General features: G+C 69.7%; 24 protein-coding genes. 15 read left to right on the forward strand and 9 right to left on the reverse strand.

Annotated elements, in window-relative coordinates; genetic code table 11:
* Positions 1-723 (reverse strand): DNA-3-methyladenine glycosylase family protein, encoded by a 723-nt coding sequence (locus tag EJJ38_RS12955; protein ID WP_245454238.1) that lies wholly within the window; start codon positions 721-723, stop codon positions 1-3.
* Positions 724-774: 51 nt separating this feature from the next.
* Here EJJ38_RS12955 and gluQRS point away from each other — a divergent pair, with 51 nt between their 5' ends.
* Positions 775-1,689 (forward strand): tRNA glutamyl-Q(34) synthetase GluQRS, encoded by a 915-nt coding sequence (gene gluQRS, locus EJJ38_RS12960; RefSeq protein WP_127090569.1) that lies wholly within the window; start codon positions 775-777, stop codon positions 1,687-1,689.
* 9 nt (positions 1,690-1,698) lie between these two features.
* Here gluQRS and EJJ38_RS12965 read toward each other — a convergent pair whose 3' ends face one another.
* The gene (locus EJJ38_RS12965) at positions 1,699-2,637 is read right to left on the reverse strand and encodes an AEC family transporter (protein WP_127090570.1); all 939 of its coding nucleotides are present in this window, start codon (positions 2,635-2,637) and stop codon (positions 1,699-1,701) included.
* A 7-nt stretch (positions 2,638-2,644) separates the two neighbouring features.
* Positions 2,645-2,947, reverse strand: coding sequence for a hypothetical protein (locus EJJ38_RS12970; RefSeq protein WP_127090571.1), 303 nt, complete (start codon positions 2,945-2,947; stop codon positions 2,645-2,647).
* Positions 2,948-3,228: 281 nt separating this feature from the next.
* Between EJJ38_RS12970 and EJJ38_RS12975 the strand changes: the two genes are divergently transcribed.
* Together EJJ38_RS12975 and EJJ38_RS12980 are read left to right on the forward strand one after the other, a co-directional pair.
* Positions 3,229-3,432, forward strand: coding sequence for a hypothetical protein (locus EJJ38_RS12975; protein WP_127090572.1), 204 nt, complete (start codon positions 3,229-3,231; stop codon positions 3,430-3,432).
* A gap of 163 nt (positions 3,433-3,595) precedes the next feature.
* Entirely contained in the window at positions 3,596-4,198 is a 603-nt protein-coding gene (locus tag EJJ38_RS12980) for an SCO family protein (RefSeq protein WP_127090573.1), read from the forward strand.
* On the opposite strand, the gene EJJ38_RS12985 is transcribed toward EJJ38_RS12980, so the two are convergent.
* Positions 4,143-6,092 (reverse strand): glycosyltransferase, encoded by a 1,950-nt coding sequence (locus EJJ38_RS12985; protein WP_127090574.1) that lies wholly within the window; start codon positions 6,090-6,092, stop codon positions 4,143-4,145. The two genes, EJJ38_RS12980 and EJJ38_RS12985, sit on opposite strands and share 56 nt — an antisense overlap.
* Positions 6,093-6,136: 44 nt before the next feature.
* Here EJJ38_RS12985 and EJJ38_RS12990 point away from each other — a divergent pair, with 44 nt between their 5' ends.
* Positions 6,137-7,009 carry a transporter substrate-binding domain-containing protein gene (locus EJJ38_RS12990; protein ID WP_127090575.1) on the forward strand — a complete coding sequence of 291 codons (873 nt, stop codon included), beginning with the start codon at positions 6,137-6,139 and terminating at the stop codon, positions 7,007-7,009.
* Here EJJ38_RS12990 and EJJ38_RS12995 read toward each other — a convergent pair.
* Positions 7,003-7,608: a TetR/AcrR family transcriptional regulator gene (locus tag EJJ38_RS12995; protein WP_127090576.1), complete on the reverse strand. Its 606-nt coding sequence runs from the start codon at positions 7,606-7,608 to the stop codon at positions 7,003-7,005. The two genes, EJJ38_RS12990 and EJJ38_RS12995, sit on opposite strands and share 7 nt — an antisense overlap.
* A 100-nt stretch (positions 7,609-7,708) precedes the next feature.
* On the opposite strand from EJJ38_RS12995, the gene EJJ38_RS13000 reads away from it, so the two are divergent.
* The 6 genes from EJJ38_RS13000 (at position 7,709) to EJJ38_RS13025 (ending at position 13,775) form a co-directional block, all read left to right on the forward strand.
* Positions 7,709-7,915, forward strand: a complete 207-nt coding sequence (locus EJJ38_RS13000) for a hypothetical protein (protein ID WP_127090577.1) — start codon at positions 7,709-7,711, stop codon at positions 7,913-7,915.
* Between the two features lie 118 nt (positions 7,916-8,033).
* Positions 8,034-9,677 (forward strand): lysine--tRNA ligase, encoded by a 1,644-nt coding sequence (locus tag EJJ38_RS13005; protein ID WP_127090578.1) that lies wholly within the window; start codon positions 8,034-8,036, stop codon positions 9,675-9,677.
* Positions 9,678-9,848: 171 nt separating this feature from the next.
* Positions 9,849-10,484, forward strand: coding sequence for a peroxiredoxin (locus tag EJJ38_RS13010; protein WP_127090579.1), 636 nt, complete (start codon positions 9,849-9,851; stop codon positions 10,482-10,484).
* An 84-nt stretch (positions 10,485-10,568) separates the two neighbouring features.
* Positions 10,569-10,841, forward strand: a complete 273-nt coding sequence (locus EJJ38_RS13015) for a DUF6460 domain-containing protein (protein WP_127090580.1) — start codon at positions 10,569-10,571, stop codon at positions 10,839-10,841.
* A gap of 8 nt (positions 10,842-10,849) precedes the next feature.
* Positions 10,850-12,172, forward strand: coding sequence for an MATE family efflux transporter (locus EJJ38_RS13020; protein ID WP_127090581.1), 1,323 nt, complete (start codon positions 10,850-10,852; stop codon positions 12,170-12,172).
* Between the two features lie 52 nt (positions 12,173-12,224).
* Entirely contained in the window at positions 12,225-13,775 is a 1,551-nt protein-coding gene (locus tag EJJ38_RS13025; RefSeq protein WP_164738500.1) for an FAD-dependent monooxygenase, read from the forward strand.
* A gap of 9 nt (positions 13,776-13,784) precedes the next feature.
* On the opposite strand, the gene EJJ38_RS20790 is transcribed toward EJJ38_RS13025, so the two are convergent.
* Entirely contained in the window at positions 13,785-14,696 is a 912-nt protein-coding gene (locus EJJ38_RS20790; protein ID WP_127090583.1) for a methyltransferase domain-containing protein, read from the reverse strand.
* 43 nt (positions 14,697-14,739) lie between these two features.
* Here EJJ38_RS20790 and EJJ38_RS13035 point away from each other — a divergent pair, with 43 nt between their 5' ends.
* Positions 14,740-15,780, forward strand: coding sequence for a ligase-associated DNA damage response exonuclease (locus tag EJJ38_RS13035; RefSeq protein ID WP_127090618.1), 1,041 nt, complete (start codon positions 14,740-14,742; stop codon positions 15,778-15,780).
* Complete coding sequence (locus tag EJJ38_RS13040; protein ID WP_127090584.1) at positions 15,777-17,432, forward strand: cisplatin damage response ATP-dependent DNA ligase; 1,656 nt, start codon at positions 15,777-15,779, stop codon at positions 17,430-17,432. The genes EJJ38_RS13035 and EJJ38_RS13040 overlap by 4 nt, the downstream gene beginning before the upstream one ends.
* Positions 17,433-17,527: 95 nt before the next feature.
* On the opposite strand, the gene EJJ38_RS13045 is transcribed toward EJJ38_RS13040, so the two are convergent.
* A complete protein-coding gene (locus tag EJJ38_RS13045) occupies positions 17,528-18,223 on the reverse strand; it encodes a S24 family peptidase (RefSeq protein ID WP_127090585.1) in 696 nt (231 codons plus the stop codon).
* 408 nt (positions 18,224-18,631) lie between these two features.
* On the opposite strand from EJJ38_RS13045, the gene EJJ38_RS13050 reads away from it, so the two are divergent.
* A complete protein-coding gene (locus EJJ38_RS13050; protein WP_127090586.1) occupies positions 18,632-18,991 on the forward strand; it encodes a DUF952 domain-containing protein in 360 nt (119 codons plus the stop codon).
* A 5-nt stretch (positions 18,992-18,996) separates the two neighbouring features.
* Here EJJ38_RS13050 and EJJ38_RS13055 read toward each other — a convergent pair whose 3' ends face one another.
* Together EJJ38_RS13055 and EJJ38_RS13060 are read right to left on the reverse strand one after the other, a co-directional pair.
* The gene (locus EJJ38_RS13055) at positions 18,997-19,503 is read right to left on the reverse strand and encodes a tyrosine phosphatase family protein (protein ID WP_127090587.1); all 507 of its coding nucleotides are present in this window, start codon (positions 19,501-19,503) and stop codon (positions 18,997-18,999) included.
* A complete protein-coding gene (locus EJJ38_RS13060; RefSeq protein WP_127090619.1) occupies positions 19,500-20,063 on the reverse strand; it encodes an HD domain-containing protein in 564 nt (187 codons plus the stop codon). Before EJJ38_RS13060 ends, EJJ38_RS13055 begins: the two co-directional genes overlap by 4 nt.
* A 156-nt stretch (positions 20,064-20,219) precedes the next feature.
* Here EJJ38_RS13060 and EJJ38_RS13065 point away from each other — a divergent pair, with 156 nt between their 5' ends.
* Together EJJ38_RS13065 and EJJ38_RS13070 are read left to right on the forward strand one after the other, a co-directional pair.
* Positions 20,220-20,663 (forward strand): NUDIX hydrolase, encoded by a 444-nt coding sequence (locus EJJ38_RS13065; protein ID WP_127090588.1) that lies wholly within the window; start codon positions 20,220-20,222, stop codon positions 20,661-20,663.
* A gap of 13 nt (positions 20,664-20,676) precedes the next feature.
* Positions 20,677-21,480: a HesA/MoeB/ThiF family protein gene (locus EJJ38_RS13070; RefSeq protein ID WP_127090589.1), complete on the forward strand. Its 804-nt coding sequence runs from the start codon at positions 20,677-20,679 to the stop codon at positions 21,478-21,480.
* Positions 21,481-21,519 lie beyond the last annotated feature (39 nt).

The following is a 21,519-nucleotide window of genomic DNA, read 5'->3' on the forward strand; positions in this document are numbered from 1 at the left end:
TCAGCCCGGTGCTCCCTCGCGGCGGCGGCGTGCGCCGTAATAGGCCCAGAGCAGATGGGCCGCCACGCCCCTGAGCGGGCGCCAGTCCTCGGCGATGGCGGCAAGGCCCAAGGGGCTCGCCCGTCCCGGCAGGCCGAACGCCTCCCCCGCCGCCACCTGCAAGGCGAGGTCACCCGGCGCGAAGGCGTCGCCCCGGCCCAGGCAGAACAGCAGATAGATGTCCGCGCTCCAGGTGCCGATGCCCGGCAGGCGGGTGAGATAGGCGGCGGCCGCGTCCGCCTCCATGGCCTCCAGCGCGTCGAGATCCACAATGCCGTCGCGCAATGCCTGGGCGATGCCCGTGAGGGTGCGCACCTTGGGCGCCGAGAGGCCCGCCACCCTGAGGGCGCCGGGCTCCGCCGCCAGAATGGCATGCGCGGTGAGAGTGCCGCCCAAGCCGACGGTGACCCGGCCCTCGATGGCGCGCGCGGCGGCCACCGACACCTGCTGGGCGATGACGATGGCGGCGAGGCCGGCAAAGCCGGGCGCCCGACGCCGCAAGGTGAGGTGTCCCGCCTCCGCGAGCAGGGGGACGAGGCGCTCGTCCTGCGCCACCAGACGGTCGAGGGCGTCGTCGAAGACGGCCTGATCGGTCAGGCGCGGTTCGGATAGGTCCAGAATGGCAGCATCTCCTGCCGATCGGGCCGCCTTTGCGGGGTCGCCCGTGATGGAATCGCAGTCCATCCTGGGCCATCCTTGCGCCCGCGTCATCGCTTCGAGGAAAGCGCCACACCCATGTCTTTCGTCTGCCGGTTTGCCCCGAGCCCGAACGGGCCGCTCCATCTCGGCCACGCCTATTCGGCGCTCCTGAATCATCGTGCCGCCGAAAAGGCGGGCGGGCGCTTCCTGGTGCGGATTGAGGACATCGACACGGAACGCGCGCGCTCGGAATTCGAGGCGGGCATCCTGGACGACCTGGACTGGCTCGGCTGCCCGCCCAGCGAGCCGCCCACCCGCCAGTCGGACAATTTTTCCTTTTATGCCGCCGCCCTCGCCAAGCTGGAGGCGGAGGGGCTGATCTATCCGGCCTTCGAGAGCCGGGCCGAGATTTCCCGCGCGGTGATTTCCCGCGAACTGGCGGGCCCCTGGCCGCGCGATCCGGACGGGACGCCCATCTATCCCTTCCGCCGCCAGGAGATCCCCGACGAGGAGCGCGCCCGCCGCCGGGAGGCGGGGGAGCCCCATGTGCTGCGCCTCGACATGGCCCGCGCCGTGGGGCTGGTGGGGTCGCTCCAGTGGGAGGAGGCGCAGGGCAACCCGCTGGGGCGCCCCGCCGCCGTCACCGCCGATCCGCTGGCCTGGGGCGACGTGGTTCTGGCGCGCAAGGATACGCCCGCCAGCTACCACCTCGCCGTGGTGCTGGACGATGCCGCCCAGAAGATCAGCCATGTGGTGCGCGGGCGCGACCTGTTCCACGCCACGTCCATCCACCGCCTGCTGCAGGTGCTGCTGGGGCTTCCGGCGCCGGTCTATCACCACCACCGGCTGATCCTGGACATTGACGGGCGCAAGCTCTCCAAGAGCAGCGGCGCGCGCAGCCTCGCCACGTTCCGCACCACGGGCGCGCTGCCGGACGACATCCGCCGCCTGATCAACCTGCCGCCGAAAAACGCGCGCAGCGCGCGCCAGGTGGAGACGCCGGCCTCCTGAGCGGGCGGTTCAGCCCGCGTCCAGCAGGAACAGCCAGAAGGCGATGGTCACGAAACCGACCGCGGTGGAGAGCGACACCGCGCTCGACGAGGTCTTCACCCCGATCCCGTAGCGCTGGGCCAGCAGATAGGCGTTGATGCCGCACGGCATGGCGGCGAACAGCACCGCCACGCCCGCCCACACCGGCGGCATGGGCAGCAGCAGTGCCAGGACGAACACCAGAGCGGGATGGACCACCAGCTTGAGGAAGGCGATGGAGGCGCTCGCCTTGAAGTCGCCGGAGATACCGTAGCGGTTCAGCGCCAGCCCCAGCGAGATGAGCGCGCAGGGTGAGGCGGAGGCGGCCACGAGGTCGAGGATCTGCTTCACCACACCCCCGGCCTGGATATCCAGCACCTTGCCGATGGCGCCCGCATAGATGCCCAGCAGGATGGGGTTCAGCGCCAGCGCCTTGCCGAGCCGCTTCAGGGTGTTGAGCGAAAGGCCCGCATTGCCCTCCACCAGCAGCGTGGCGGCCACCAGCATCACCGGCAGATGGATGGCGATGAGCAGGAACAGCGGCACCGCGCCTTCCTCGCCATAGGCATTGAGGATGAGCGGCACGCCCATGAAGACGGTGTTGGACTGGCCCGCCGAGAAGCCGTGGATCACCGCTTCCGTATGGCCGCGCTTGAAGGCGGTTCGGGCCAGCACCATGGAGATGCCGAACACCGCGAAGGCGCCCGCGAAATAGGCGATCCAATAGCCCCAGGGCTGGGCGTCCGGCAGGCGGGATTCGCTCAGCGTCTTGAAGATGAGGATCGGGACGGCGAGGCTGAACACATATTCGGCCAGCCCGTCCGACGCCTTGTCGGAGATGAGGCGCACCTTCGCCGAGAGGAAGCCGATGCTCACCAGGCCGAAGACCGGCAGGATGATGATGGCGATATTGGCGAAGATGGCGACCATAGGCGGTTCAGGCGGCTTCCGTGGCGGTGCGGTCCGCCAGCGCGATGCTCAGCAGGTGCGCGGCGCGGACCGTCACCATGGTGGCGAGGCGGGCCTCCAGCCGGGCGGCCAGATCGTCCGGCGCCGCGAAATGGATGGCGACGCGCAGGCACTCCGCCCCGTCCGGACATTCTGTATCCATGCGGACGGGAAGGACGTTATGGATCACGAACGGCTCCAGCACGCGCAGAAGGGCATTGGTGTCGGGCTCGGCCTCGACGATGAGGCAGCGCAGGGCCGCGCCGGGGGGCGCGTGGAAGGGGGCGGACATAAGCGTGTTCCAGTGGGAAGGGCAGGCGTGCGTCAGCGGTCCCGGCCGAGAAGCTCGACCGGGCGGCGAATTCGCAGCGCATGCCCCGAGCGGGGACGCCTTTTGCCCATGGAACACATCATTTTTTCACGTTAGGCGCGACGAATTGGCCCGTCAACGCCGCGCACGGCATGGCTCGCGGGTGAGCCGTGCAGCACGGGTCCGTCCGCCCGCTTTCCCGCGGAGGGATACCGCTCTAGACTAGGCGGGTCTTCAAGACTGGCGGTTCGGTGATCCTTCCCATGGGCAGCCCAGGTTCCGGTCCCGCATCCGCTCTGCCCCCTGCCTCCGCGCCGGGGCAGGGGCGCCTGCTGCGCGCCCTCGCGGTGGGCGGCGCGGGGTTCGTCGTCTTGCTGTTGCTCGCAGGCGCGGGGCTGCTGTGGGTGCGCAACGGCACGACGGTCTTCTTCGAGACCCTGTCGGCGGGCCTTGCCGCCTGCTTCTGACAGGCGGGTTCGGGCGCCGCCGCCCCGTGGGCATTTGGTCCTGCCCCATGGCGTCGATCATCGGCCCGGGCCGATGATATAAAGCGCGGGCTTGCGGACACGCTTCCGCCATCGGCCTGAGCTTTCAATCGCCCTCCGCCCGGACGGCGCAGAGGAATTCGGAATGTCCCCCCGGACCAAGATCATCGCCTTGTTTTCGGCCTTCGCCTCCGGCGCGCTCATCCTGCTGGTGGCGGCCACCGCGCTGCTGCCGTCCGCCAAGGCGCCCACGACCACGGTCACGGGCACGGCGGGCGTGGGCGGGCCGTTCCAACTGGTGAACCAGAACGGCGCGCCGGTGACCGAGGCGGCGCTGAAGGGCAAGCCGAGCCTGATCTTCTTCGGCTTCACCCATTGTCCGGACGTGTGCCCCACGGCGCTGTTCGAGATGTCCGAGATCTTCAACGCCCTGGGGCCGGATGCGTCCAAGGTCCAGGCCTTCTTCGTCACCGTGGATCCCGAGCGCGACACGCCCGACGCGCTCAAGGCCTATCTCTCCTCCTTCAGCCCGCAGCTCACGGGCCTGACGGGCACGCCGGAGCAGGTAGAGGCGGCCAAGACGGCGTATCGCGTCTATTCCCGCAAGGTGCCGCTCAATGGCGGGGACTACACCATGGACCACACGGCCCTGGTCTATCTCATGGACAAGAACGGCGACTTCCTGGCGCCGTTCAACGCCAAGCGCCCGCCGGCCGAGGCGGCGGCGGATCTGAAGAAGCAGCTCTGACGGGAGCGGGGGACAGCGTGCGCGCCACGCCGTGCTCGGTTTTGTCCCAGCGGTGCGGGTCGCGCACGAGGTCCACCAGCGCGCACCACACCGCAAGGCTCTGGAGCAGCCAGTAAGCGGGCAGGGTGGCCAGGATCCACCCGTCCGCCAGCCGCCCGCGCCGCTTGAGGCCCACGAGGCTCACGATGATGGCGGCGGCATAGCCGATCAGGAGATTGGCATAGGACAAGGCGAGCGCCACCGTCTCGGCGATGGAGCCGATCTCCCGCCCGCCATCCGCGAAATGATGGATCACGGCCGCGAGGCTGATGGGATGCAGGGTCATGGCCACGAAGGGCCCGGCGGTGAGCAGGGCCGCCGTGAAGGCGCGCGCCGGTCCCATTTCGCGCAAGAGGGTGGCCGGGTCGCGGGCGTGAACCAGAACGGTCTGCGCCCAGCCCTTCATCCAGCGCGTGCGCTGGCGCAGCCACGCCCCCATCCGCACCGGGGCCTCTTCGAGCGTGTCGGCGGCGATGACGTCGATCTCCCACCCGGCGCGTGCGAGCCGCAGGCCGAGATCGGCGTCCTCGGTCACGTTGAAGGCATCCCACGCGCCCGCCGCCTCCAGGGCGCCGCGGCGGAAATGGTTGGAGGTGCCGCCCAGCAGGATGGGCAGGCGCATGGCCGCGAGGGCGGGCAGCAGCACGTCGAACTGCGCTGAATATTCGATGGCGAAATGACGCGCGATCCAGCTGTCGCGGGCATTTTCCACCACGAGGCGCGCCTGGACGCAGGCGAGGTTCGGGCCTCCGCGCCCGAACGCCTCCAATGCGGCGCGCAACTGGCCGGGGGCGGGGATGTCCTCCGCATCGAATACCGCCACGAAGCTGCCCCGCGCGAAGGGGAGGGCCGCGTTCAGCGCCTTGGGCTTGGTGCGCGGCCCCACCATGGGCGCCACGAGGATCTCGAAGCAGGCGGGAAGCGCCTCGGCCCTCAGGGCGCGCCGGGTCTCCACATCGTCCGGCTCCACCACCAGCTTGATGTCCAGCTTCTCCGGCGGATAGTCCAGCGCCCGCAGCGCCGCCACAAGGCGCGGGACGATGGTCGCCTCCCGGTAGAGCGGCACCAGCAGGCTGTAGACCGGCAGATCGCGGTCCTCCAGCCGAGCGGGGGCCGCCATGGCCTCCGGCACAAGGCATCCCGCGAGCCGCAGGCCCATGGCGCAGAGGAACACCACGGAGAGGGCCGTGAGCACGCACAGGCTGAGGCCCTCCGGCGCCAGCCAGCCCAAAGCCGCGAGGCTCACCGCCGCGAAGGCCAGCACGGCGCCGAGCGTGACGCCGCGCGGCAGGCTCGTGGCGCTGAACCGGGGTGACCGGGCGCCGAGGCCGAAGGCTGCCTCCCGTGCCAAAGCGGCGCGGCCGAGGGCCGCGATGCGCCCGCGCAGCCGCTCGGGGGCCGTGAGGGACAGATCGGGGCGGGGCGCCTCTTTCAGGGCATCCGCAAGTTTGCGAACCGCCTTGCCACGCGGCGCCATGACGAAGCCGAGCCCGCTTTCGCCCCGCACGGCGACCACGCCGGTGCGCAGCGCGTCGCGGGCCTGCTCCGGGGCAAGCAGAAGGGGCGGGGCGTCCCGCCTGCCAGTCGGGGCAAGCGGGAGGCCGAGATGGCGGGCATGGGCCTGCGCAAGCTGGTCGGCATCCACGATCCCGGCCTGGAGCAGCACCTCGTCTCCGCCGACCCCCGCGTGCCGCGCGCGGCGCCGCGCCCAGCGCAGGGTCGCCTCCGGAACCAGCCCCCGCAAAGCGGCCAGTTCGTCGGGAAGGCTCGGGTCGGATGGAAGCTCTGGATCAGGCAGGTTCGGGCGCGTATGGAAGGGGAGCGCCTTGCGACGGGGTTCGGCCTCGCCCAACATGCACCCTGAACCCTCGGTTCTGCACGGAGAGGTTGAACCCTACGATGGAACCTCTGAGGCGGCTACGCGCGACCTGGTGGTGTGGTGCGTTTTATCTGCTACTTTCGGTCGCGGGCGCGCATGCCCAGACCAGCCCGGCCCCGGCCGTGCCGGTGAATGTGCCGAATTTCTGGAACGTGGAGCGGCGCCTGGAGCGGCCGGACGCGGCCCAGCTGCCCACCACCATCCGCTTCCTGACCACCGACGATTTCCCGCCCTTCAATTTCCTGGCGGCGGACGGCGCCCTCATGGGCTTCAACCTGGACCTGGCCCGCGCCATCTGCGCCGAGCTGTCGGCCACCTGCTCCATCCAGGCGGTGCCGTTCGCCGCGCTTCTGCCCGACATCGAGGAGAATAAGGGCGACGCGGCCATTGCCGGCCTCGCGGCCACGCCCGCCGCGCGGCAGAGGGCGGATTTCACCGAGCGCTATCTGGGCACGCCCGCCCGGTTCGTGGCCCGCCGGGGCAGCGTGCCGGCCGAGGTGACGCCGGGCAAGGTGGCGGACCGCACCGTGGCCGTGGTGGGGGGCACGTCCCACGAGGCCTATCTGCGGGACTTCTTCAAGGAAGCGGGCATCCGGCCCTATCCCGACGCGGCCGCCGCCCGCGAGGCGCTGCGCAAGGGCGAGGTGGACCTGCTGTTCGGCGACGGGATCAGCCTGTCGCTCTGGCTCAACGGCACCGGCTCGGAGGGCTGCTGCGTGTTCGCGGGCGGCCCCTTCACAGAGAGCCGCTATTTCGGCGACGGGCTCGCCGTGGCGGTGAAGCCGGGCAATGCCGCGCTGCGCCGGGCCATCGACTATGCCCTCCAGAGGGTGTGGGAGAAGGGCGTCTATGCCGACCTTTACCTGCGCTGGTTCCCCATCGGCTTCTATTGAGGCCCCCCCGCCGTCGCCAGCAGGCGGGCGGTGCGGGAAATGGCGGCCGGGTCGTCCTCGATGCGCCCGGTGAGGAGGCGGAACCAGTTGAAGCCGATATAGAGGGCGATCAGGTCCTCGATAGCGGCCGGATCGATCTCGCCGCGCGCCGCCGCCTGCTCGAACACGGCGCGCACATCCTTCAGGCGCTCGGGCAGGAACTTGTCCCGCAACGTGACCTGGGCGGTGGGGCTGGACTGGGCTTCCGCGATCAGGCCCCGGAAGGCGCGCCCCGTGGGCGTGTCCCGCCAGAAGGACCAGAGTGCGCGCGTATAGGAGACGAGATCCTCGATCAGGTGCCCGTTGTCGGGCGGGCGCATGACGGCGGCCTTCTCGCCCGCATAGACCTCCACCAGCAGGTCCGCCTTGGTGGGCCACCAGCGATACAGGGTGGGCTTGCCCGCCCCCGCGCGGCGCGCCACTTCCTCGAAGGAAAACCCCGCATAGCCGCGCTCGGCCAGCAGGTCGCGGGCGGCGGCGACGATGGCCGCCTCCGCCGCCGGATTGCGCCGCGCGCCGATGGAGGCCCGGCGCCCGGCCTTCGGCTGCTCGTCCGACATGGTGCTCTCGTTCTCCCTCTCCCTCTTGCTTATCGAAACGGATCGTATATATCAAATCTCAATCGAAACGATCCGTTCCGTTCAGGGGAGGTTCACGGCCATGTTTCCGCTCGCCTTGCTCACCCATCTGCGCTTCCTCGGCATCCTCATGGCCGGGGCCTACGGGCTCATCAATGTGCTCCTCGAAGCGCTGGCCCTCGTGACCGACGGCTGGACCCATTGGGGCACGACCTTGCTGGCGGTGCCCGTCATGGTGCTGGCCATGGTGCATCTGGTGATTCCGTTCGCCCGCCGTGGGGGCAAGTGAGGCCCGGGCGGCGGGCTGCGCGGCGGGCGCCTGATTCCGTGTTGAGATGGAAGCCGTCTGCTTCCATCTCAACGGATCGCGCTCTAAGGTCGCCGCCCATTCCCGGAGCTTCGAACCCATGACCGCCGTCCCGTCCGCCGATCCTGCTCTCACCCCCGAACTGCGTGCGCTCGCCGAGACCGCGACCGCCTGGCCGTTCGAGGAAGCGCGCAAGATCGTGGAGCGGTTGAAGCGGCGGCCAAAGGACGAGGTTCTGTTCGAGACCGGTTACGGCCCCTCGGGCCTGCCCCATATCGGCACGTTCGGCGAGGTGGCGCGCACCACCATGGTGCGCCACGCCTTCCACATCCTCACCGAAGGCAAGGTGAAGACGCGCCTCCTGTGCTTCTCCGACGACATGGACGGCATGCGCAAGATTCCGGAGAACGTGCCGGACCGCGCCGCGCTCGAACCCTATCTGCAGATGCCGCTGACCGTGGTGCCCAACCCGTTCGGCGGCGGCTATGCCAGCTTCGGCGACCACAACAACGCCATGCTGCGGCGCTTCCTCGACACGTTCGGCTTCGACTACGAATTCGCCAGCGCCACCGACTATTACAAGTCCGGCAAGCTGGACGCCGTGCTGCGTCAGGCGGCCGTGAAGTACGACGCCATCATGGAGGTCATGCTGCCCACTCTGGGTGAGGAGCGGCAGGCCACCTACAGCCCCTTCCTGCCCATCTCGCCGGTGAGCGGCCGGGTGCTCTATGTGCCGCTGAAGGCGGTGGATGCCGATGCGGGCACCATCACCTTCACCGACGAGGACGGCGTGGACAAGACGCTGCCCGTCACCGGCGGGGCCGTGAAGCTGCAGTGGAAGCCGGACTTCGGCGCGCGCTGGGCCGCGCTCGGGGTGGATTTCGAGATGTTCGGCAAGGACCACCAGACCAATGCGCCGGTCTATGACAAGATCTGCGAAGTGCTGGGTGTCGAGCCGCCGGAGCATTATGTCTACGAGCTGTTCCTGGATGTGAACGGCCAGAAGATCTCCAAGTCCAAGGGCAACGGCCTCACCATCGACGAATGGCTGACCTATGCGAGCACGGAGAGCCTCGCGCTCTACATGTTCCAGTCGCCGCGCTCCGCCAAGAAGCTGCATTTCGACGTGATCCCGAAGGCGGTGGACGAGTATTTCCACTTCCTCGCCCGCTACGAGACCCAGGACTGGAAGAGCCGCCTCGGCAATCCCGTGTGGCACATCCATTCGGGCAATCCGCCCAAGGTGGACATGCCGGTGTCCTTCACCATGCTGCTCAACCTCGCCTCCGCCTCCAACACGGTGGAGGAGGACGTGCTGTGGGGCTTCCTGCGGCGCCATGTGCCGGGCGTGTCGGCGCAGACCCATCCCAAGCTCGCCGAGCTGGTGGTCTATGCGGTGCGCTACTTCAAGGCGTTCGTGGAGCCCAACAAGCGCTTCCGCGCGCCCGACGATGTGGAGCGCGGCGCCCTGGAGGCGCTGTACGCCGCGCTCGGCACCCTGCCGGAGGATGCCGGCGCGGACGAGATCCAGAACGCGCTCTATGACGTGGCGCGCCCCATTCCGCGCTATCAGGACCTGAAGGCCAAGGGCGCCACGCCCGAGCGTCCGGGCATCTCGGTGGAATGGTTCAACACCATCTATCAGGTGCTGCTGGGCGAGCAGCGGGGGCCGCGCTTCGGCTCCTTCGTGCAGATCTACGGCATTCCCGAGACCCGCGCTTTGATCCGCGAAAAGCTGGACTGAGTCCGGCCGGCATGCGTGCCGGAAGGGGCTTTGGAGGCACATGGTGGCCGGTCGTGTTTCGTCCGGCCACGACGCTGCGTCGCGCGGCCGGACAGAAGTTCGACTTGTTTTATAGAATGTGTCTGTTTAATATCCTAAATACCATTCTTGTTACGTAATATGGAGCGCGAGATGACCCTGCGCCTTGGAGATACGGTTCCCGATTTCATCGCCGAGACCACCGAAGGCCCGGTGAGCTTTCATTCCTGGCTCGGTGACAGCTGGGGCATCCTGTTCTCGCATCCCAAGAACTTCACGCCGGTCTGCACGACGGAACTCGGCCAGGTGGCGCACCTGAAGGGCGAGTTCGACGCGCGCAACGTGAAGGTGATCGGCCTGTCGGTGGACACCCTGTCCAACCACCCGGCCTGGGTGGATGACATCAAGCTCGCCACCGGCGCGCAGCTCAATTTCCCGCTCATCGCCGACAGCGATCGCAAGGTCTCCGACCTCTACGACCTGATCCATCCCAATGCGAGCGACACCACCACCGTGCGCTCGGTCTTCGTCATCGGGCCGGACAAGAAGCTGAAGCTCACCCTCACCTATCCGGCGAGCACGGGCCGCAACTTCCAGGAAATCCTGCGCGTGGTGGATTCGCTCCAGCTCACCGCCCGCCATGCGGTGGCCACCCCGGCCGACTGGAAGCAGGGCGAGGACGTGATCATCGTCCCGTCCGTTTCCGACGCGGCGGCGAAGGAGAAGTTCCCCGAGGGCTGGAAGACGGTGAAGCCCTATCTGCGCGTCGTCGCGCAGCCGCGCGGCTGAGGCGCCATTCCGCCGCCTTCTCCTGCGTGCTAATCACGTCCCGACCCGGGCGGCACATGCTGCCCGGCTGGACGGAGTGGACCGGTGGCGAACGACCAGCTTTCGCGATTCCTGGGCGGCTCGCCCGCCATGGTGCTGGTGCGCCTCGTGGTGCTCTCGGTCATCGTCGGCGTCATCATGGCGGCGCTGGGCATCGACCCGCGCAACATCTTCGAGAGCCTGAAGGGCCTCGTCCTCGGCCTCTACCAGCTCGGCTTCGGCGCCATTGAGAGCGTCTGGGGCTATTTCCTGCTGGGGGCGGTCATCGTCATTCCCCTCTGGCTCATCCTGCGACTGTCCAGCGGCCTGCGCCGCTGATGCGCGACATGCCCGTTCGCCCCGATGTGGTGACGCACCGCCGGGTGCTCGCCATCGCGCTGCCCATGACGGTGGCGCATCTCACAACGCCTCTCCTGGGCATCGTGGATACGGCAGTGGTGGGCCGCCTCGGCTCGGCCGCGCTCATCGGCGGCGTGGCTTTGGGCGCGGTGGCCTTCGATTTCCTGTTCTGGGGCTTCGGCTTCCTGCGCATGGGCACGGTGGGCCTCGCCGCCCAGGCGCTCGGGCGCGGAGACCGCCTGTCGGAGCGGGCCGTGCTCATGCGCGCCTTGCTCATCGGCCTCGTCTGCGGGCTCGGCCTGATCCTGCTTCAGGTGCCCATCAAGCTGGCGGTTCTCAGGCTGGCGGGCGCGAGCCCGGAGGTGGATGCCGCGCTCGCGGCCTATTTCGACGTGCGCATCTGGGCGGCGCCCTTCTCCTTCATCAATTATGTGGTGGCCGGCTGGCTCACGGGCATCGCCCGCACCGGCCATGCCCTGGTGCTGCAGGTGGTCATCGGCCTCCTCAACATGGCGCTCACCATCTTCCTCGTGCTCGGCCTCGGCTGGGGCGTGGCGGGCTCGGCGGCGGGAACCCTCATGGCGGAAGCGGTGGGCGCCGCGGCGGGGCTTTTCGCCTGCGCGCGCCTTCTGGGCTATCGCCTCGCCGTGCCGCGCGTCGTGCTGCTGGACAAGGCGGCGCTGAAGGAATGCCTGGTTCTGAACCGGGACATCATGATCCGCACCGCCGCCCTCATGCTGGCCTTCTCCTTCTTCGCCGCCCAGGGCGCGCGGGCCGGCGACGTGACGCTGGCGGCCAATGCGCTGCTCAACAACATGGTGCTGCTGGCGGCCTATTTCCTCGACGGCTTCGCCACCGCCGCCGAGCAGGTCTGCGGGCAGGCGGTGGGCGCGCGCAACCGCGCCGCCTTCGCGCGGGGACTGCGCCTCGTCCTGCTGTGGGGCTTCGGCTGCGCGCTGGTGGCGAGCCTGATCTATCTCGCCTTCGGCCCCATGCTCATCGACCTCATGACCACCAGCCCGGAGGTGCGGCAGGCGGCGCGGGGCTTCCTCATCTTCGCCGTCCTGCTGCCGCTGGTGGGCATCTTCGCCTATGTGTTCGACGGCATCTATATCGGCGCCCTCTGGTCGCGGGACATGCGCAACCTCATGTTGGCGTCGCTGGTGATCTATTTCGCCGCCTGGGCGCTGCTGCGCCCGCTGGGCAATGAGGGACTGTGGCTCGCCTTCCTGGCCTTCCTGGCGGCGCGCGGCGCGCTCCAGGGGGCGCGGCTGCCGGGCCTCATGAGGCGCGCTTTCCCCGACGCTTGACCGGCCTGCCCGCCGCCGCTCTACTGGCGCGCCCATGCCCCAGGGGGAAAAGATGCCGCAGACGACGCCTCCGGTGCTCATTGCGGGAGCCGGTCCCACCGGCCTCACGCTGGCCACGTCCCTCCATCTCCAGGGCATTCCCGTCCGCATCATCGACAAGCTTCCCGCACCGGCCGCGGTCTCCAAGGCCTTGGCGGTGTGGAGCGGCAGCCTGGAGGGCTTCGCGGGGCTGGGCCTCGTGGACGACTTCCTCTCGGCGGGCATCCGCCTCACGCGGCTGCATATGGGCGACAGCGCCCATGAGCTTGCGGACATGGAGATTGCCGAGGGCGTGGACAGCGCCTTCCCCTTCACGCTCATCCTGCCCCAGTCCCACACCGAGGAGATCCTCGCCGGGCGGCTCGCCCGCGCGGGCGTCGTGGTGGAGCGCGGCGTGGAGCTGGTGGATTTCCACCAGATCGACGACATCGTGCGCGCCACCCTGCGCCATCCCGACGGACGGGACGAAACCCTGGACGTGCCCTTCCTCGCCGGCTGCGACGGCGCCCGCAGCACGGTGCGCCACAAGCTGGACATCCCGTTCGAGGGCTATACGGAGCCGGAGACCTTCATCCTCTCCGACACCCGCATGGACGGCCCGCTGGATCCCACCTGCATCTATATCTGGTGGAGCGCCAAGGGCTCGGTGGCCCTGTTCCCCGTGGTGGACGGGGTGTGGCGCACCTTCGCCATCCGGGACGAGGCGTCCGGCGAGGAACCCCCGACCCTGGCGGAGATCCAGGCCCATCTCGATGCCTGCGGCCCGCGCGGCGTGGTGGCGAAGGATCCCACCTGGCTGTCCGCCTTCCGGGTGAACGAGCGCCTCGCCGCCGCCTATCGGCGCGGCCGGGTCTTCCTGGCGGGCGATGCGGCGCATATCCACAGCCCCGCCGGCGGCCAGGGCATGAATACCGGCATCCAGGACGCGCTCAATCTCGGCTGGAAGATCGGCGCCATCCTGTCCGGGCGCGGCGACAGCGAGGCGCTGCTGGAAAGCTATGAGGCGGAACGCCGCCCGGTGGCGCGGGAAGTGGTGGCCAATGCGGCGCGCACCATGCACCTGGGCATGACCAGCCACGGGCAGGCGACGCGCGTGGTGCGCGATGCGCTGCTCTCCATCGCCTCGCGCATTCCCGCCGTGCGGCGCAAGATCCAGGTGGCCATGTCCGAGACCGCCATCGCCTATGAGGCGGGGCCGCTCTATGCCGCCGTCCACCGCATCAGCGGCGGGACCGGCCCTGCGGCAGGCGGCCGGGCGAAGGAGGTGAGCCGGGAGGGCTGGTCGCTCTGGTCCTTCCTGTCGGCCACCCAGCATTCGCTGCTCCTGTTCGGGCCGCCTTGCGCCCATGCAGACCTGCGCGCCGCCGCGCGCCGCTACGGCCCCGCTCTGGACGTGATCGACATGGGCACCGAGCCGGAGGTGCTGGAGCGCTACGGCTTCACCGCGCCCGGCTGGGTGCTGGTGCGCCCCGACCAGTTCGTGGCCGCGCGGGGCGGGGAAGGGGAGATGGGCGTGTTCGACGTCTATGCGCGCCTCGCCCTGGACCCGGCGGCGGTGGGCTGACAGAGCGCTTTATCCCGCCACGCAGACGAGACCCGGCACCGGCACGCCCTTTTCCGTGCGGGTGGCGGCGGGCTGGAGCAGGCGCACCACGAAGCCCGCATCGGCCAGGGCCTGCCGCACCAGCGGCGCCCCATGGGCATAGCGCAGCGTGTCGCGCAGGATCATGCCGTCCCCGTCATGGGTCTCCACCGTGAAGGCGAGGCACCCATCCTGCCGCAGCACGCGGCGGGCGGCGGAGAAGACCGGGGCGAGGTCGTCGAGATAGCAGAGCGCGTCCGCCGCCAGGATGAGATCGGCGCTTGCCGTCGCCTCGCCCGCGAGAAACGCCGCCATGTCAGCCACATGCAGGCCGTCATAGAGGCCCAGCGCCTCCGCCTGCCGCACCATTCCCGGGGAGAGGTCCACGCCGATGAGCGGACTGCCCAGAGGTGCCAGCAGCGGGGCCGCGAGCCCGGTTCCGCAGCCGAGGTCCAGGATGCGGTCATAGGCCGGGCGCGCAACGGTGGCGCGCAGCGCCTCCACCAGCAGTTCCGGGCCGCGATAGGCAAGGCCCTCCCGCAAGGCGGTGTCGAAGCGGGGGGCATATTGGTCGAACAGGCTCTGCACGAAGGCCGGGGAGAGGGCACCCTTCGCCTCGCCGCGTCCCAGCCGTGCAAGGCGGGCCCGCGCGCCCAGCGCATCTTGCCGGTCCTGGTCGAGCACCGCCTGATAGGCGGTTGCAGCGCCGTCCGTATCGCCCTTCGCCTCCCGCGCCTCGGCCAGCAGGAACCAGGCCGCGCGGAACCGGGGCGCCTCGGCGACGAGGTCCGCCAGCATGCCTTCGGCCGCCTCGGCCTCGCCGTCCGACAGATAGGCACGCGCCCATTCCAGGCGGCGGTCGAGCGCCGGGTCGCCGGATGACTGGGTGAGGATGCTGGACATGACCTCTCGCGAAACGAAGCCCATCCCCCATATAGGTCGGGACATGCGCCCGGAAGACCTGCTGCGCCCCACGCCCCGGGGTCTCCACTGCCCGGTGGGGGATTTTTATATCGATCCGGTCCGCGCGGTGCCCCGCGCGGTGATCACGCACGGCCATTCCGACCATGCCCGCGCCGGCCACGGCCATGTGCTCGCCACCCGCGAGACCCTGGACCTCATGGCCATTCGCTACGGCGAGAATTTTGCCGGCTCGACACAGGCCATCGCCTATGGGGAGAGCGTGGAGGTGGGCCGGGTGCGCATCACCGCGCATCCGGCGGGCCATGTGCTGGGCTCGGCCCAGATGGCGCTGTCCTGGCGCGGCCTCACCATCGTCGCCTCGGGAGACTACAAGGACGCGGCCGACCCCACCTGCGCGCGGTTCGAGCCGGTGCCCTGCGATGTCTTCATTTCGGAGGCGACGTTCGGCCTGCCGGTCTTCCGCCATCCCCCGGCCGCCACTGAAACGGCCAAGCTGTTGAACTCGCTCGCGGTCTTTCCCGAGCGCGCGCATATTGTCGGGGCCTATTCGCTGGGCAAGGCGCAGCGCGTCATGGCGCTGCTCAGGGAGGCGGGCCATGAGGCGCCCATCTTCATCCATGGCGCGCTCACCGCCATCACCGCCTATTACGAGACGCAAGGCATCCCCTTGGGCGACGTGCGCCCCGCCACCGGCGCCTCGAAGGCGGAGCTTGCGGGCGCGGTGGTGGTGGCCCCGCCCTCCGCCATCACCGATCTGTGGTCGCGCCGTTTCCCTGAGCCGGTCACGGCTTTTGCGTCCGGCTGGATGCGCGTGCGGGCGCGGGCCCGCCAGCGGGGCATCGAGCTGCCGCTGGTGATCTCGGACCATGCGGACTGGGACGGCCTCATCGCCTCCATCGCCGCCACCGGCTGCTCGGAACTGTGGGTGACCCATGGGGCGGAGGAGGCTTTGGTGCATTGGGCCGGGACGCACGGCCTGAAAGCCCGTCCGCTCCATATGGTGGGCTATGGCGAGGAGGAGGGCGAGGACACGCCGCCCGCGCCGGAAAGCGAGGCCTCATGAACCGCTTCGCCGCGTTTCTCGACCGCCTCGCCTATGAGCCCGGCCGCAATGCCAAGGTGCGGCTCATGGCGGACTATTTCCGCGCGACGCCGGACCCGGAGCGCGGCTACGCCCTGGCGGCGCTCACCGGCGCGCTGTCCTTCGCCAATGCCAAGCCCGGCCTCGTGCGCACCCTCATCATGGAGCGGGCCGACCCGGTCCTGTTCGCGCTGTCCTATGATTATGTGGGCGATCTGTCCGAGACGGTGGCCCTCATGTGGCCCGCCCCGCCCGCCCATATGCGGCCCAACCATGCGCCGCTTCTCTCCGAGATCGTGGAAGGGCTCGCGGAAACGCCCAAGCGCGATTTGCCTGCCCGCCTCGCCGCCTGGCTGGATGGGCTCGACGATACCGGGCGGTGGGCGCTGCTGAAGCTGATCACCGGTTCCATGCGGGTGGGCGCCTCCGCCCGCCTCGCCAAGACGGCGGTGGCGCGCCTCGGCGATCTGCCGCCGGACGAGGTGGAGCTGGTCTGGCCCGGCCTCACGCCGCCCTATGCGGACCTGTTCGCCTGGGTGGAGGGGCGGGCGGAGCGGCCTGAGACCAACGATCCCGTGCCGTTCCGACCGGTCATGCTGGCCCACGCCTTGGAGCCGGAGGATTTCGCCGGGCTCGACCCCGCCGATTTCTCGGCGGAATGGAAATGGGACGGCATAAGGGTGCAGGTGGTGGCCGGGCGCGGGGAGGATGGCGTGCACCATGTGCGCCTCTACAGCCGCACGGGCGAGGACATTTCCGCCACCTTCCCGGACCTTGCGGAGGCGCTGGACTTTTCCGGCGCCCTGGACGGCGAATTGCTGGTGCGCAAGGACGGGCGCGTCCAGTCCTTCAACGTGCTCCAGCAGCGGCTGAACCGCAAAAGCGTGACCCCGCGCATGCTGAAGGACTTTCCCGCCCATGTGCGGGCCTATGATCTGCTGGTGGAGGATGGCGAGGATTTGCGCGAGCGGCCCTTCGCTGAGCGCCGGGTGCGGCTCGAAGCCCTGGTGGCGCGCCTCGGCGGCGTGGACCCTGCCGCTGCGCGGCTCGACCTCTCGCCCGTCATTCCCTTTGCCGATTGGGAGGAACTGGCCGCCGCCCGCGCGGACCCGGCCTCGGCCGGGGCGGGGCCGGATGCGGATGCCGTTGAAGGCGTCATGCTGAAGCGCGTGGACAGCCTTTATGTGCCCGGTCGCCCCAAGGGGCCCTGGTGGAAATGGAAGCGCGATCCCCACACGGTGGATGCGGTGCTCATGTATGCCCAGCGCGGGCACGGCAAGCGCTCTTCCTATTATTCCGACTATACGTTCGGGGTCTGGAGCGCGGGGCCGGAGGGGGATGTGCTGGTGCCCGTGGGCAAGGCCTATTTCGGCTTCACGGACGCTGAATTGAAGGAGATCGACCGTTTCGTGCGCAACCACACGGTCAATCGCTTCGGCCCGGTGCGGGAAGTGACCCATGGGCCGGACGAGGGGCTGGTGCTGGAGGTGGCGTTCGAGGGGCTCGCTCGCTCCACGCGGCACCGTTCGGGGGTGGCCATGCGCTTCCCCCGCATCGCCCGCCTGCGCTGGGACAAGCCGCCCCGCGAGGCGGACCGGCTGGAGGCGCTGGAAGCGCTGATCCGGGAGGGGTAGGGCGGCTCGACACTGGTCGAGGACCGGGGCCGACAGCCCGCGCGGCGCTTGAGCGAAGCCCGCTCGGCGCCGGTCGAAGACCGGGGCCGACGGCCCTACTGCGTCGCCCAGACGATGCGGGCGATCCAGGCGACGTCGGTCAGCGGAAGCTGGATGTCCTCATAGGCGGCGTTGAGGGAGCGCAAATCCAGGGTCTTGGCGGTCTTGCGCACCAGTTCCTTGGCCAGCACCTCGCCCTCGCGGGTCTTCACCACCACCCGGTCGCCGCGCCGCACCGAGGCGCCCGGCGAGACGATGACGATGTCTCCCTCCCGGTAGAGCGGCTGCATGCTGTCGCCGGAAATCTCCAGCGCATAGGCATGTTCGTCCTCCACGGCGGGAAACAGGATTTCGTCCCAGCCGCCGCCCACGGGAAAGCCGGCATCGTCGAAATAGCCGCCCTTGCCCGCCTGGGCGAGGCCGATATGGGGAATGGCGCGCACCGTGGGGCGCGGCTCCTCCGCGAAGCCCGCGGGCAGGCCGTCCATGCCCCCGCCGCGCGGCACGGCGCCGGGCGGGGCGAGCCCGTCCAGCAGCTGGGTGAAGTCCTCGATGCGCGCGCCGGTGGCCGCCAGCACCTTGGCGATGCTCTCGGTGGACGGCCAGCGCGGCCGCCCGTCCGCGGTGATGCGCTTGGACTTGTTGAAGGCCGTGGGATCGAGCCCCGCGCGCTTGGCGAGGCCCGAGGCCGAAAGGCCATACTGCGTGGCGAGGCGGTCAAGTGCGCCCCAGACCTGACCGTGGGTGAGCATGCGGGTCCTGCCAGCTAGGGCACGCCCGGGTCCGATGGCATGGCCATCAGGCCGTCCGAACGTGCTCTGTCTTGTGTTCAGAGGGCGATTCACCCATCGGATCGATGCAATCCGATCGGATCGCGCTCCAACGCGAAGCGACGAGAGGGGCGGCCGAATGGCGGCCGCGAACCGGTCCACATCCGCTTGCTTTGCGACTCGAAGCGGAAGACGAAGGTACATCTAGGAAAATAAACATTCAATCCGACAGAATGCGGACAGAATTCCCTTCGACACGCACCTTATATGCGCGTCGCCCCCCGCATTGGCGGGCCCTCTCTATGAACCCGTAACCGGCTGGTCTACCAAGGCGTCGTGCCGGACGGGCCTGCGCCCGTCACGAAGACCGCCCGCCACGGGAAACCAAGGATGACACTGCCCGCTTACATCTTCAAGATTGTGCCGGCCGCTCTCTGGTCGCAGGCCGTGCAGGCGGGCCGCTTCACCGGCGCGCCCGTGGATGTGGCCGATGGCTACATCCATTTCTCCACCGTGACCCAAGCCCGCGAGACCGCGCGCCGCCACTTCGCCGGGCAGGCGGACCTGCTCCTTGTGGCCGTGGATCCGGCCACGCTCGGCGATGCCCTGCGCTGGGAGCCTTCGCGGGGCGGCGACCTGTTCCCGCATCTTTATGCCGACCTGCCCGTGACGCGCGCGGCCAGCGCGGTGCCCCTGCCGCTCGGACCGGACGGCGCCCATGTCTTCCCGGACGGCTTCGAGGCGACCTGACCGCCTCAGTCCAGCGACAAGGCGAAGGGATCGCCCTCGAAGGCGTCCCCGCCCCGGCCGATGGCGGCGATGGCGCTCACCATGCGGCCCTCGCGCCGCAAGGCGGCATCCGCCAAGGCGATGATGCGCACATTGGGCGTGGCGGTGGGCGAGGCGCGCCGCAATTCCCAGGCGAGTTCCGCCTCGTCGCGCCCCGGCAGCAGGGCGCACAAGGTGGCGTAGGCGGCGGCGGTGGAGCGGGAGATGCCCGCGAAGCAATGGATCACCAGCGGTGTCTCGCGCGGCCAGCTCTGCACGAAATCCAGCAATTCGTGCATGTGGTGCTCGGCGGGGGCCACCAGTCCTTCCATCTCGTCCACGATGTCGTTGAGGCCGAGGAAGAGGTGGTTGGTGGGGTCCACATTGCTCGGCCGGGTGAGCACCGTGCCGCCATTGATCAGCGTGATCACATGGCGCGCGCCGGTGCGCTCCACGGTCTCGTGCAGGCGGGCGAGGGAGCAGACATGGATCATGACGAAAGCTCCTCGAAGCGGGCCAGGAAGCGGCCCTTGGCCGCCGCGGCGGTCCAGGGAGAGAGATAATCCGCCTCGATGGCGGGGTCGAGGCGGGTGGGCTGGCCGAACAGCCGCCGCGCCTCGTGCGAGGCGAAGCCGGCGAGACGGGTGGCCTCCAGATAGGCGGCGGAGCGGTCGGCGGCCTTCACGATCTTCACCAGCGGCTCCGGCCATGCGGCGGGCAGGCCGAAGCGCAGGCTGATGGCGGTCAGAAGCCGCGCCTCCACCGCCTTGTAGTCGCCCCCGATCACCGCCTTGAAGGGCGAGATCATGTCGCCGATCACATATTCCGGGGCATCGTGCAGCAGCACGGCCATGCGCCAGCGCGCGTCGATATCGGGGAAGGCCCGGCGCGCCAGCCGCTCCACCAGCAAGGCGTGCTGGGCCACGGAAAAGATGTTGTCGCCTTCCGTCTGGCCGTTCCAGCGCGCCATGCGCGACAGGCCATGGGCGATGTCCTCGATCTCCACGTCCAGCGGGGAGGGGTCGAGCAGGTTCAGGCGGCGGCCGGAGAGCATGCGCTGCCACGCGCGGGGCGCGACTTGTGCCGGTGCTGCGGAGCGGGTCTTCTGCGTCACGATTCGCGTGCCCCTTTCGATCCGCGAAGGTAATAGCAAAGGCCCGGCGGGCGCATCCAGGGGCTGGATATGCGGCGCAGGGCACCAGGAGCGCAGATGAGCCTTCCCACCCCTGCCGCCGTGCGCCCGACGCTCGCCGCCAGCGCGGCGGTGTTCCGTGACGGGCGTGTGCTGCTGGCGCGGCGCGGCTTCGCGCCGGGCCTCGGCCTGTGGAGCCTGCCCGGCGGGCGGGTGGAGCCGGGCGAGACCCTGGCGGAGGCCGCCGAACGCGAGGTGATGGAAGAGGTGAGCGTGCGCGCGCAGGTGCTGGGCGTCGCGGCGGCGCTGGACTTCATCGGCCATGACGAGGCGGGCGTCCTCACCTCCCATTTCGTGGTAGTGGCCCATGCCGCCCTCTGGCAGGCGGGGGAGCCCCAGCCCGGCCCCGAGGCCACGGAAGTGGGCTGGTTCCGGCCCGACGAGGTGGCGGGGCTTGCCTCCACGCGCGGACTGGCCGATGTGGTGGTGCGGGCGGCCCGCCTCCTGGCGGCGACCGCCTGAGGAGCGTGCCGCCATGGCCTTTTCGCCCGAGGAGATCGAACGCTATGCCCGCCACATCGTGCTGCGCGATGTGGGCGGCCCCGGCCAGCAGAAGCTGAAGGCCGCAAGCGTGCTGGTGGTGGGGGCGGGCGGCCTGGGCGCGCCTGTCCTGCTTTATCTCGCCGCCGCCGGCGTCGGGCGCATCGTGCTGGTGGATGATGACGAGGTGTCCCTCTCCAATCTCCAGCGGCAGGTGATCCACCGCACCGACGATATCGGCCGCCCCAAGGTGGAGAGCGCCCGCGCCATGGTGGCGGCGCTGAACCCCCATGTGGCCATGGAACTGCACCGCACCCGGCTGACGGCGGAGAATGCGCTGGCGTTGATCTCCGGCGTGGACGTGGTGGTGGACGGCTCGGACAATTTCGCCACCCGCTATCTGGTCTCCGACGCCTGCGCCCTGGCGCGTCGGCCGCTGGTGACGGCGGCGCTCGGCACGTTCGACGCCACCCTCACCACGCTGCGCCCCCATGAGAGCGGGCCGGACGGCCTGCCCAACCCCACCTATCGCTGCCTGTTCCCCGAGCCGCCCCCGCCCGGCACCGTGGCGCCCTGCGCGGAGGCGGGCGTGCTGGGCGCGCTGGCGGGCATTGCGGGGTCTCTGGCAGCGCTGGAGGTGATCCGCGCCATCGTCGGCTTCGGCGAGGGGCTGGTGGGGCGCCTTTTGATGATCGACGCGCTCTCCATGCGCTTCGAGACGCTGACCTATGCCTATGACCCGGACAATCCGCTGACCGGAGAGAACCCGCGCATCACGAACCTGTCCGAGCACGCCTGAGGGCGGCGGGGCTGGGATCACCCCCGCCCAAGCCCGCGC

This window comes from Aquabacter cavernae, assembly GCF_003993795.1.
In the GTDB taxonomy this organism is placed as follows: Bacteria; Pseudomonadota; Alphaproteobacteria; order Rhizobiales; family Xanthobacteraceae; genus Aquabacter; species Aquabacter cavernae.

What these genes read in the sequence shown, in the direction of transcription:
- EJJ38_RS12955 (WP_245454238.1), bottom strand. Translation starts at nt 723, where the DNA reads ATGGACTGCGATTCCATCACGGGCGACCCCGCAAAGGCGGCCCGATCG.
- gluQRS (WP_127090569.1), top strand. Translation starts at nt 775, where the DNA reads ATGTCTTTCGTCTGCCGGTTTGCCCCGAGCCCGAACGGGCCGCTCCAT.
- EJJ38_RS12965 (WP_127090570.1), bottom strand. Translation starts at nt 2,637, where the DNA reads ATGGTCGCCATCTTCGCCAATATCGCCATCATCATCCTGCCGGTCTTC.
- EJJ38_RS12970 (WP_127090571.1), bottom strand. Translation starts at nt 2,947, where the DNA reads ATGTCCGCCCCCTTCCACGCGCCCCCCGGCGCGGCCCTGCGCTGCCTC.
- EJJ38_RS12975 (WP_127090572.1), top strand. Translation starts at nt 3,229, where the DNA reads ATGGGCAGCCCAGGTTCCGGTCCCGCATCCGCTCTGCCCCCTGCCTCC.
- EJJ38_RS12980 (WP_127090573.1), top strand. Translation starts at nt 3,596, where the DNA reads ATGTCCCCCCGGACCAAGATCATCGCCTTGTTTTCGGCCTTCGCCTCC.
- EJJ38_RS12985 (WP_127090574.1), bottom strand. Translation starts at nt 6,092, where the DNA reads ATGTTGGGCGAGGCCGAACCCCGTCGCAAGGCGCTCCCCTTCCATACG.
- EJJ38_RS12990 (WP_127090575.1), top strand. Translation starts at nt 6,137, where the DNA reads ATGGAACCTCTGAGGCGGCTACGCGCGACCTGGTGGTGTGGTGCGTTT.
- EJJ38_RS12995 (WP_127090576.1), bottom strand. Translation starts at nt 7,608, where the DNA reads ATGTCGGACGAGCAGCCGAAGGCCGGGCGCCGGGCCTCCATCGGCGCG.
- EJJ38_RS13000 (WP_127090577.1), top strand. Translation starts at nt 7,709, where the DNA reads ATGTTTCCGCTCGCCTTGCTCACCCATCTGCGCTTCCTCGGCATCCTC.
- EJJ38_RS13005 (WP_127090578.1), top strand. Translation starts at nt 8,034, where the DNA reads ATGACCGCCGTCCCGTCCGCCGATCCTGCTCTCACCCCCGAACTGCGT.
- EJJ38_RS13010 (WP_127090579.1), top strand. Translation starts at nt 9,849, where the DNA reads ATGACCCTGCGCCTTGGAGATACGGTTCCCGATTTCATCGCCGAGACC.
- EJJ38_RS13020 (WP_127090581.1), top strand. Translation starts at nt 10,850, where the DNA reads ATGCCCGTTCGCCCCGATGTGGTGACGCACCGCCGGGTGCTCGCCATC.
- EJJ38_RS13025 (WP_164738500.1), top strand. Translation starts at nt 12,225, where the DNA reads ATGCCGCAGACGACGCCTCCGGTGCTCATTGCGGGAGCCGGTCCCACC.
- EJJ38_RS20790 (WP_127090583.1), bottom strand. Translation starts at nt 14,696, where the DNA reads ATGTCCAGCATCCTCACCCAGTCATCCGGCGACCCGGCGCTCGACCGC.
- EJJ38_RS13035 (WP_127090618.1), top strand. Translation starts at nt 14,740, where the DNA reads ATGCGCCCGGAAGACCTGCTGCGCCCCACGCCCCGGGGTCTCCACTGC.
- EJJ38_RS13040 (WP_127090584.1), top strand. Translation starts at nt 15,777, where the DNA reads ATGAACCGCTTCGCCGCGTTTCTCGACCGCCTCGCCTATGAGCCCGGC.
- EJJ38_RS13045 (WP_127090585.1), bottom strand. Translation starts at nt 18,223, where the DNA reads ATGCTCACCCACGGTCAGGTCTGGGGCGCACTTGACCGCCTCGCCACG.
- EJJ38_RS13050 (WP_127090586.1), top strand. Translation starts at nt 18,632, where the DNA reads ATGACACTGCCCGCTTACATCTTCAAGATTGTGCCGGCCGCTCTCTGG.
- EJJ38_RS13055 (WP_127090587.1), bottom strand. Translation starts at nt 19,503, where the DNA reads ATGATCCATGTCTGCTCCCTCGCCCGCCTGCACGAGACCGTGGAGCGC.
- EJJ38_RS13060 (WP_127090619.1), bottom strand. Translation starts at nt 20,063, where the DNA reads ATGCTCTCCGGCCGCCGCCTGAACCTGCTCGACCCCTCCCCGCTGGAC.
- EJJ38_RS13065 (WP_127090588.1), top strand. Translation starts at nt 20,220, where the DNA reads ATGAGCCTTCCCACCCCTGCCGCCGTGCGCCCGACGCTCGCCGCCAGC.
- EJJ38_RS13070 (WP_127090589.1), top strand. Translation starts at nt 20,677, where the DNA reads ATGGCCTTTTCGCCCGAGGAGATCGAACGCTATGCCCGCCACATCGTG.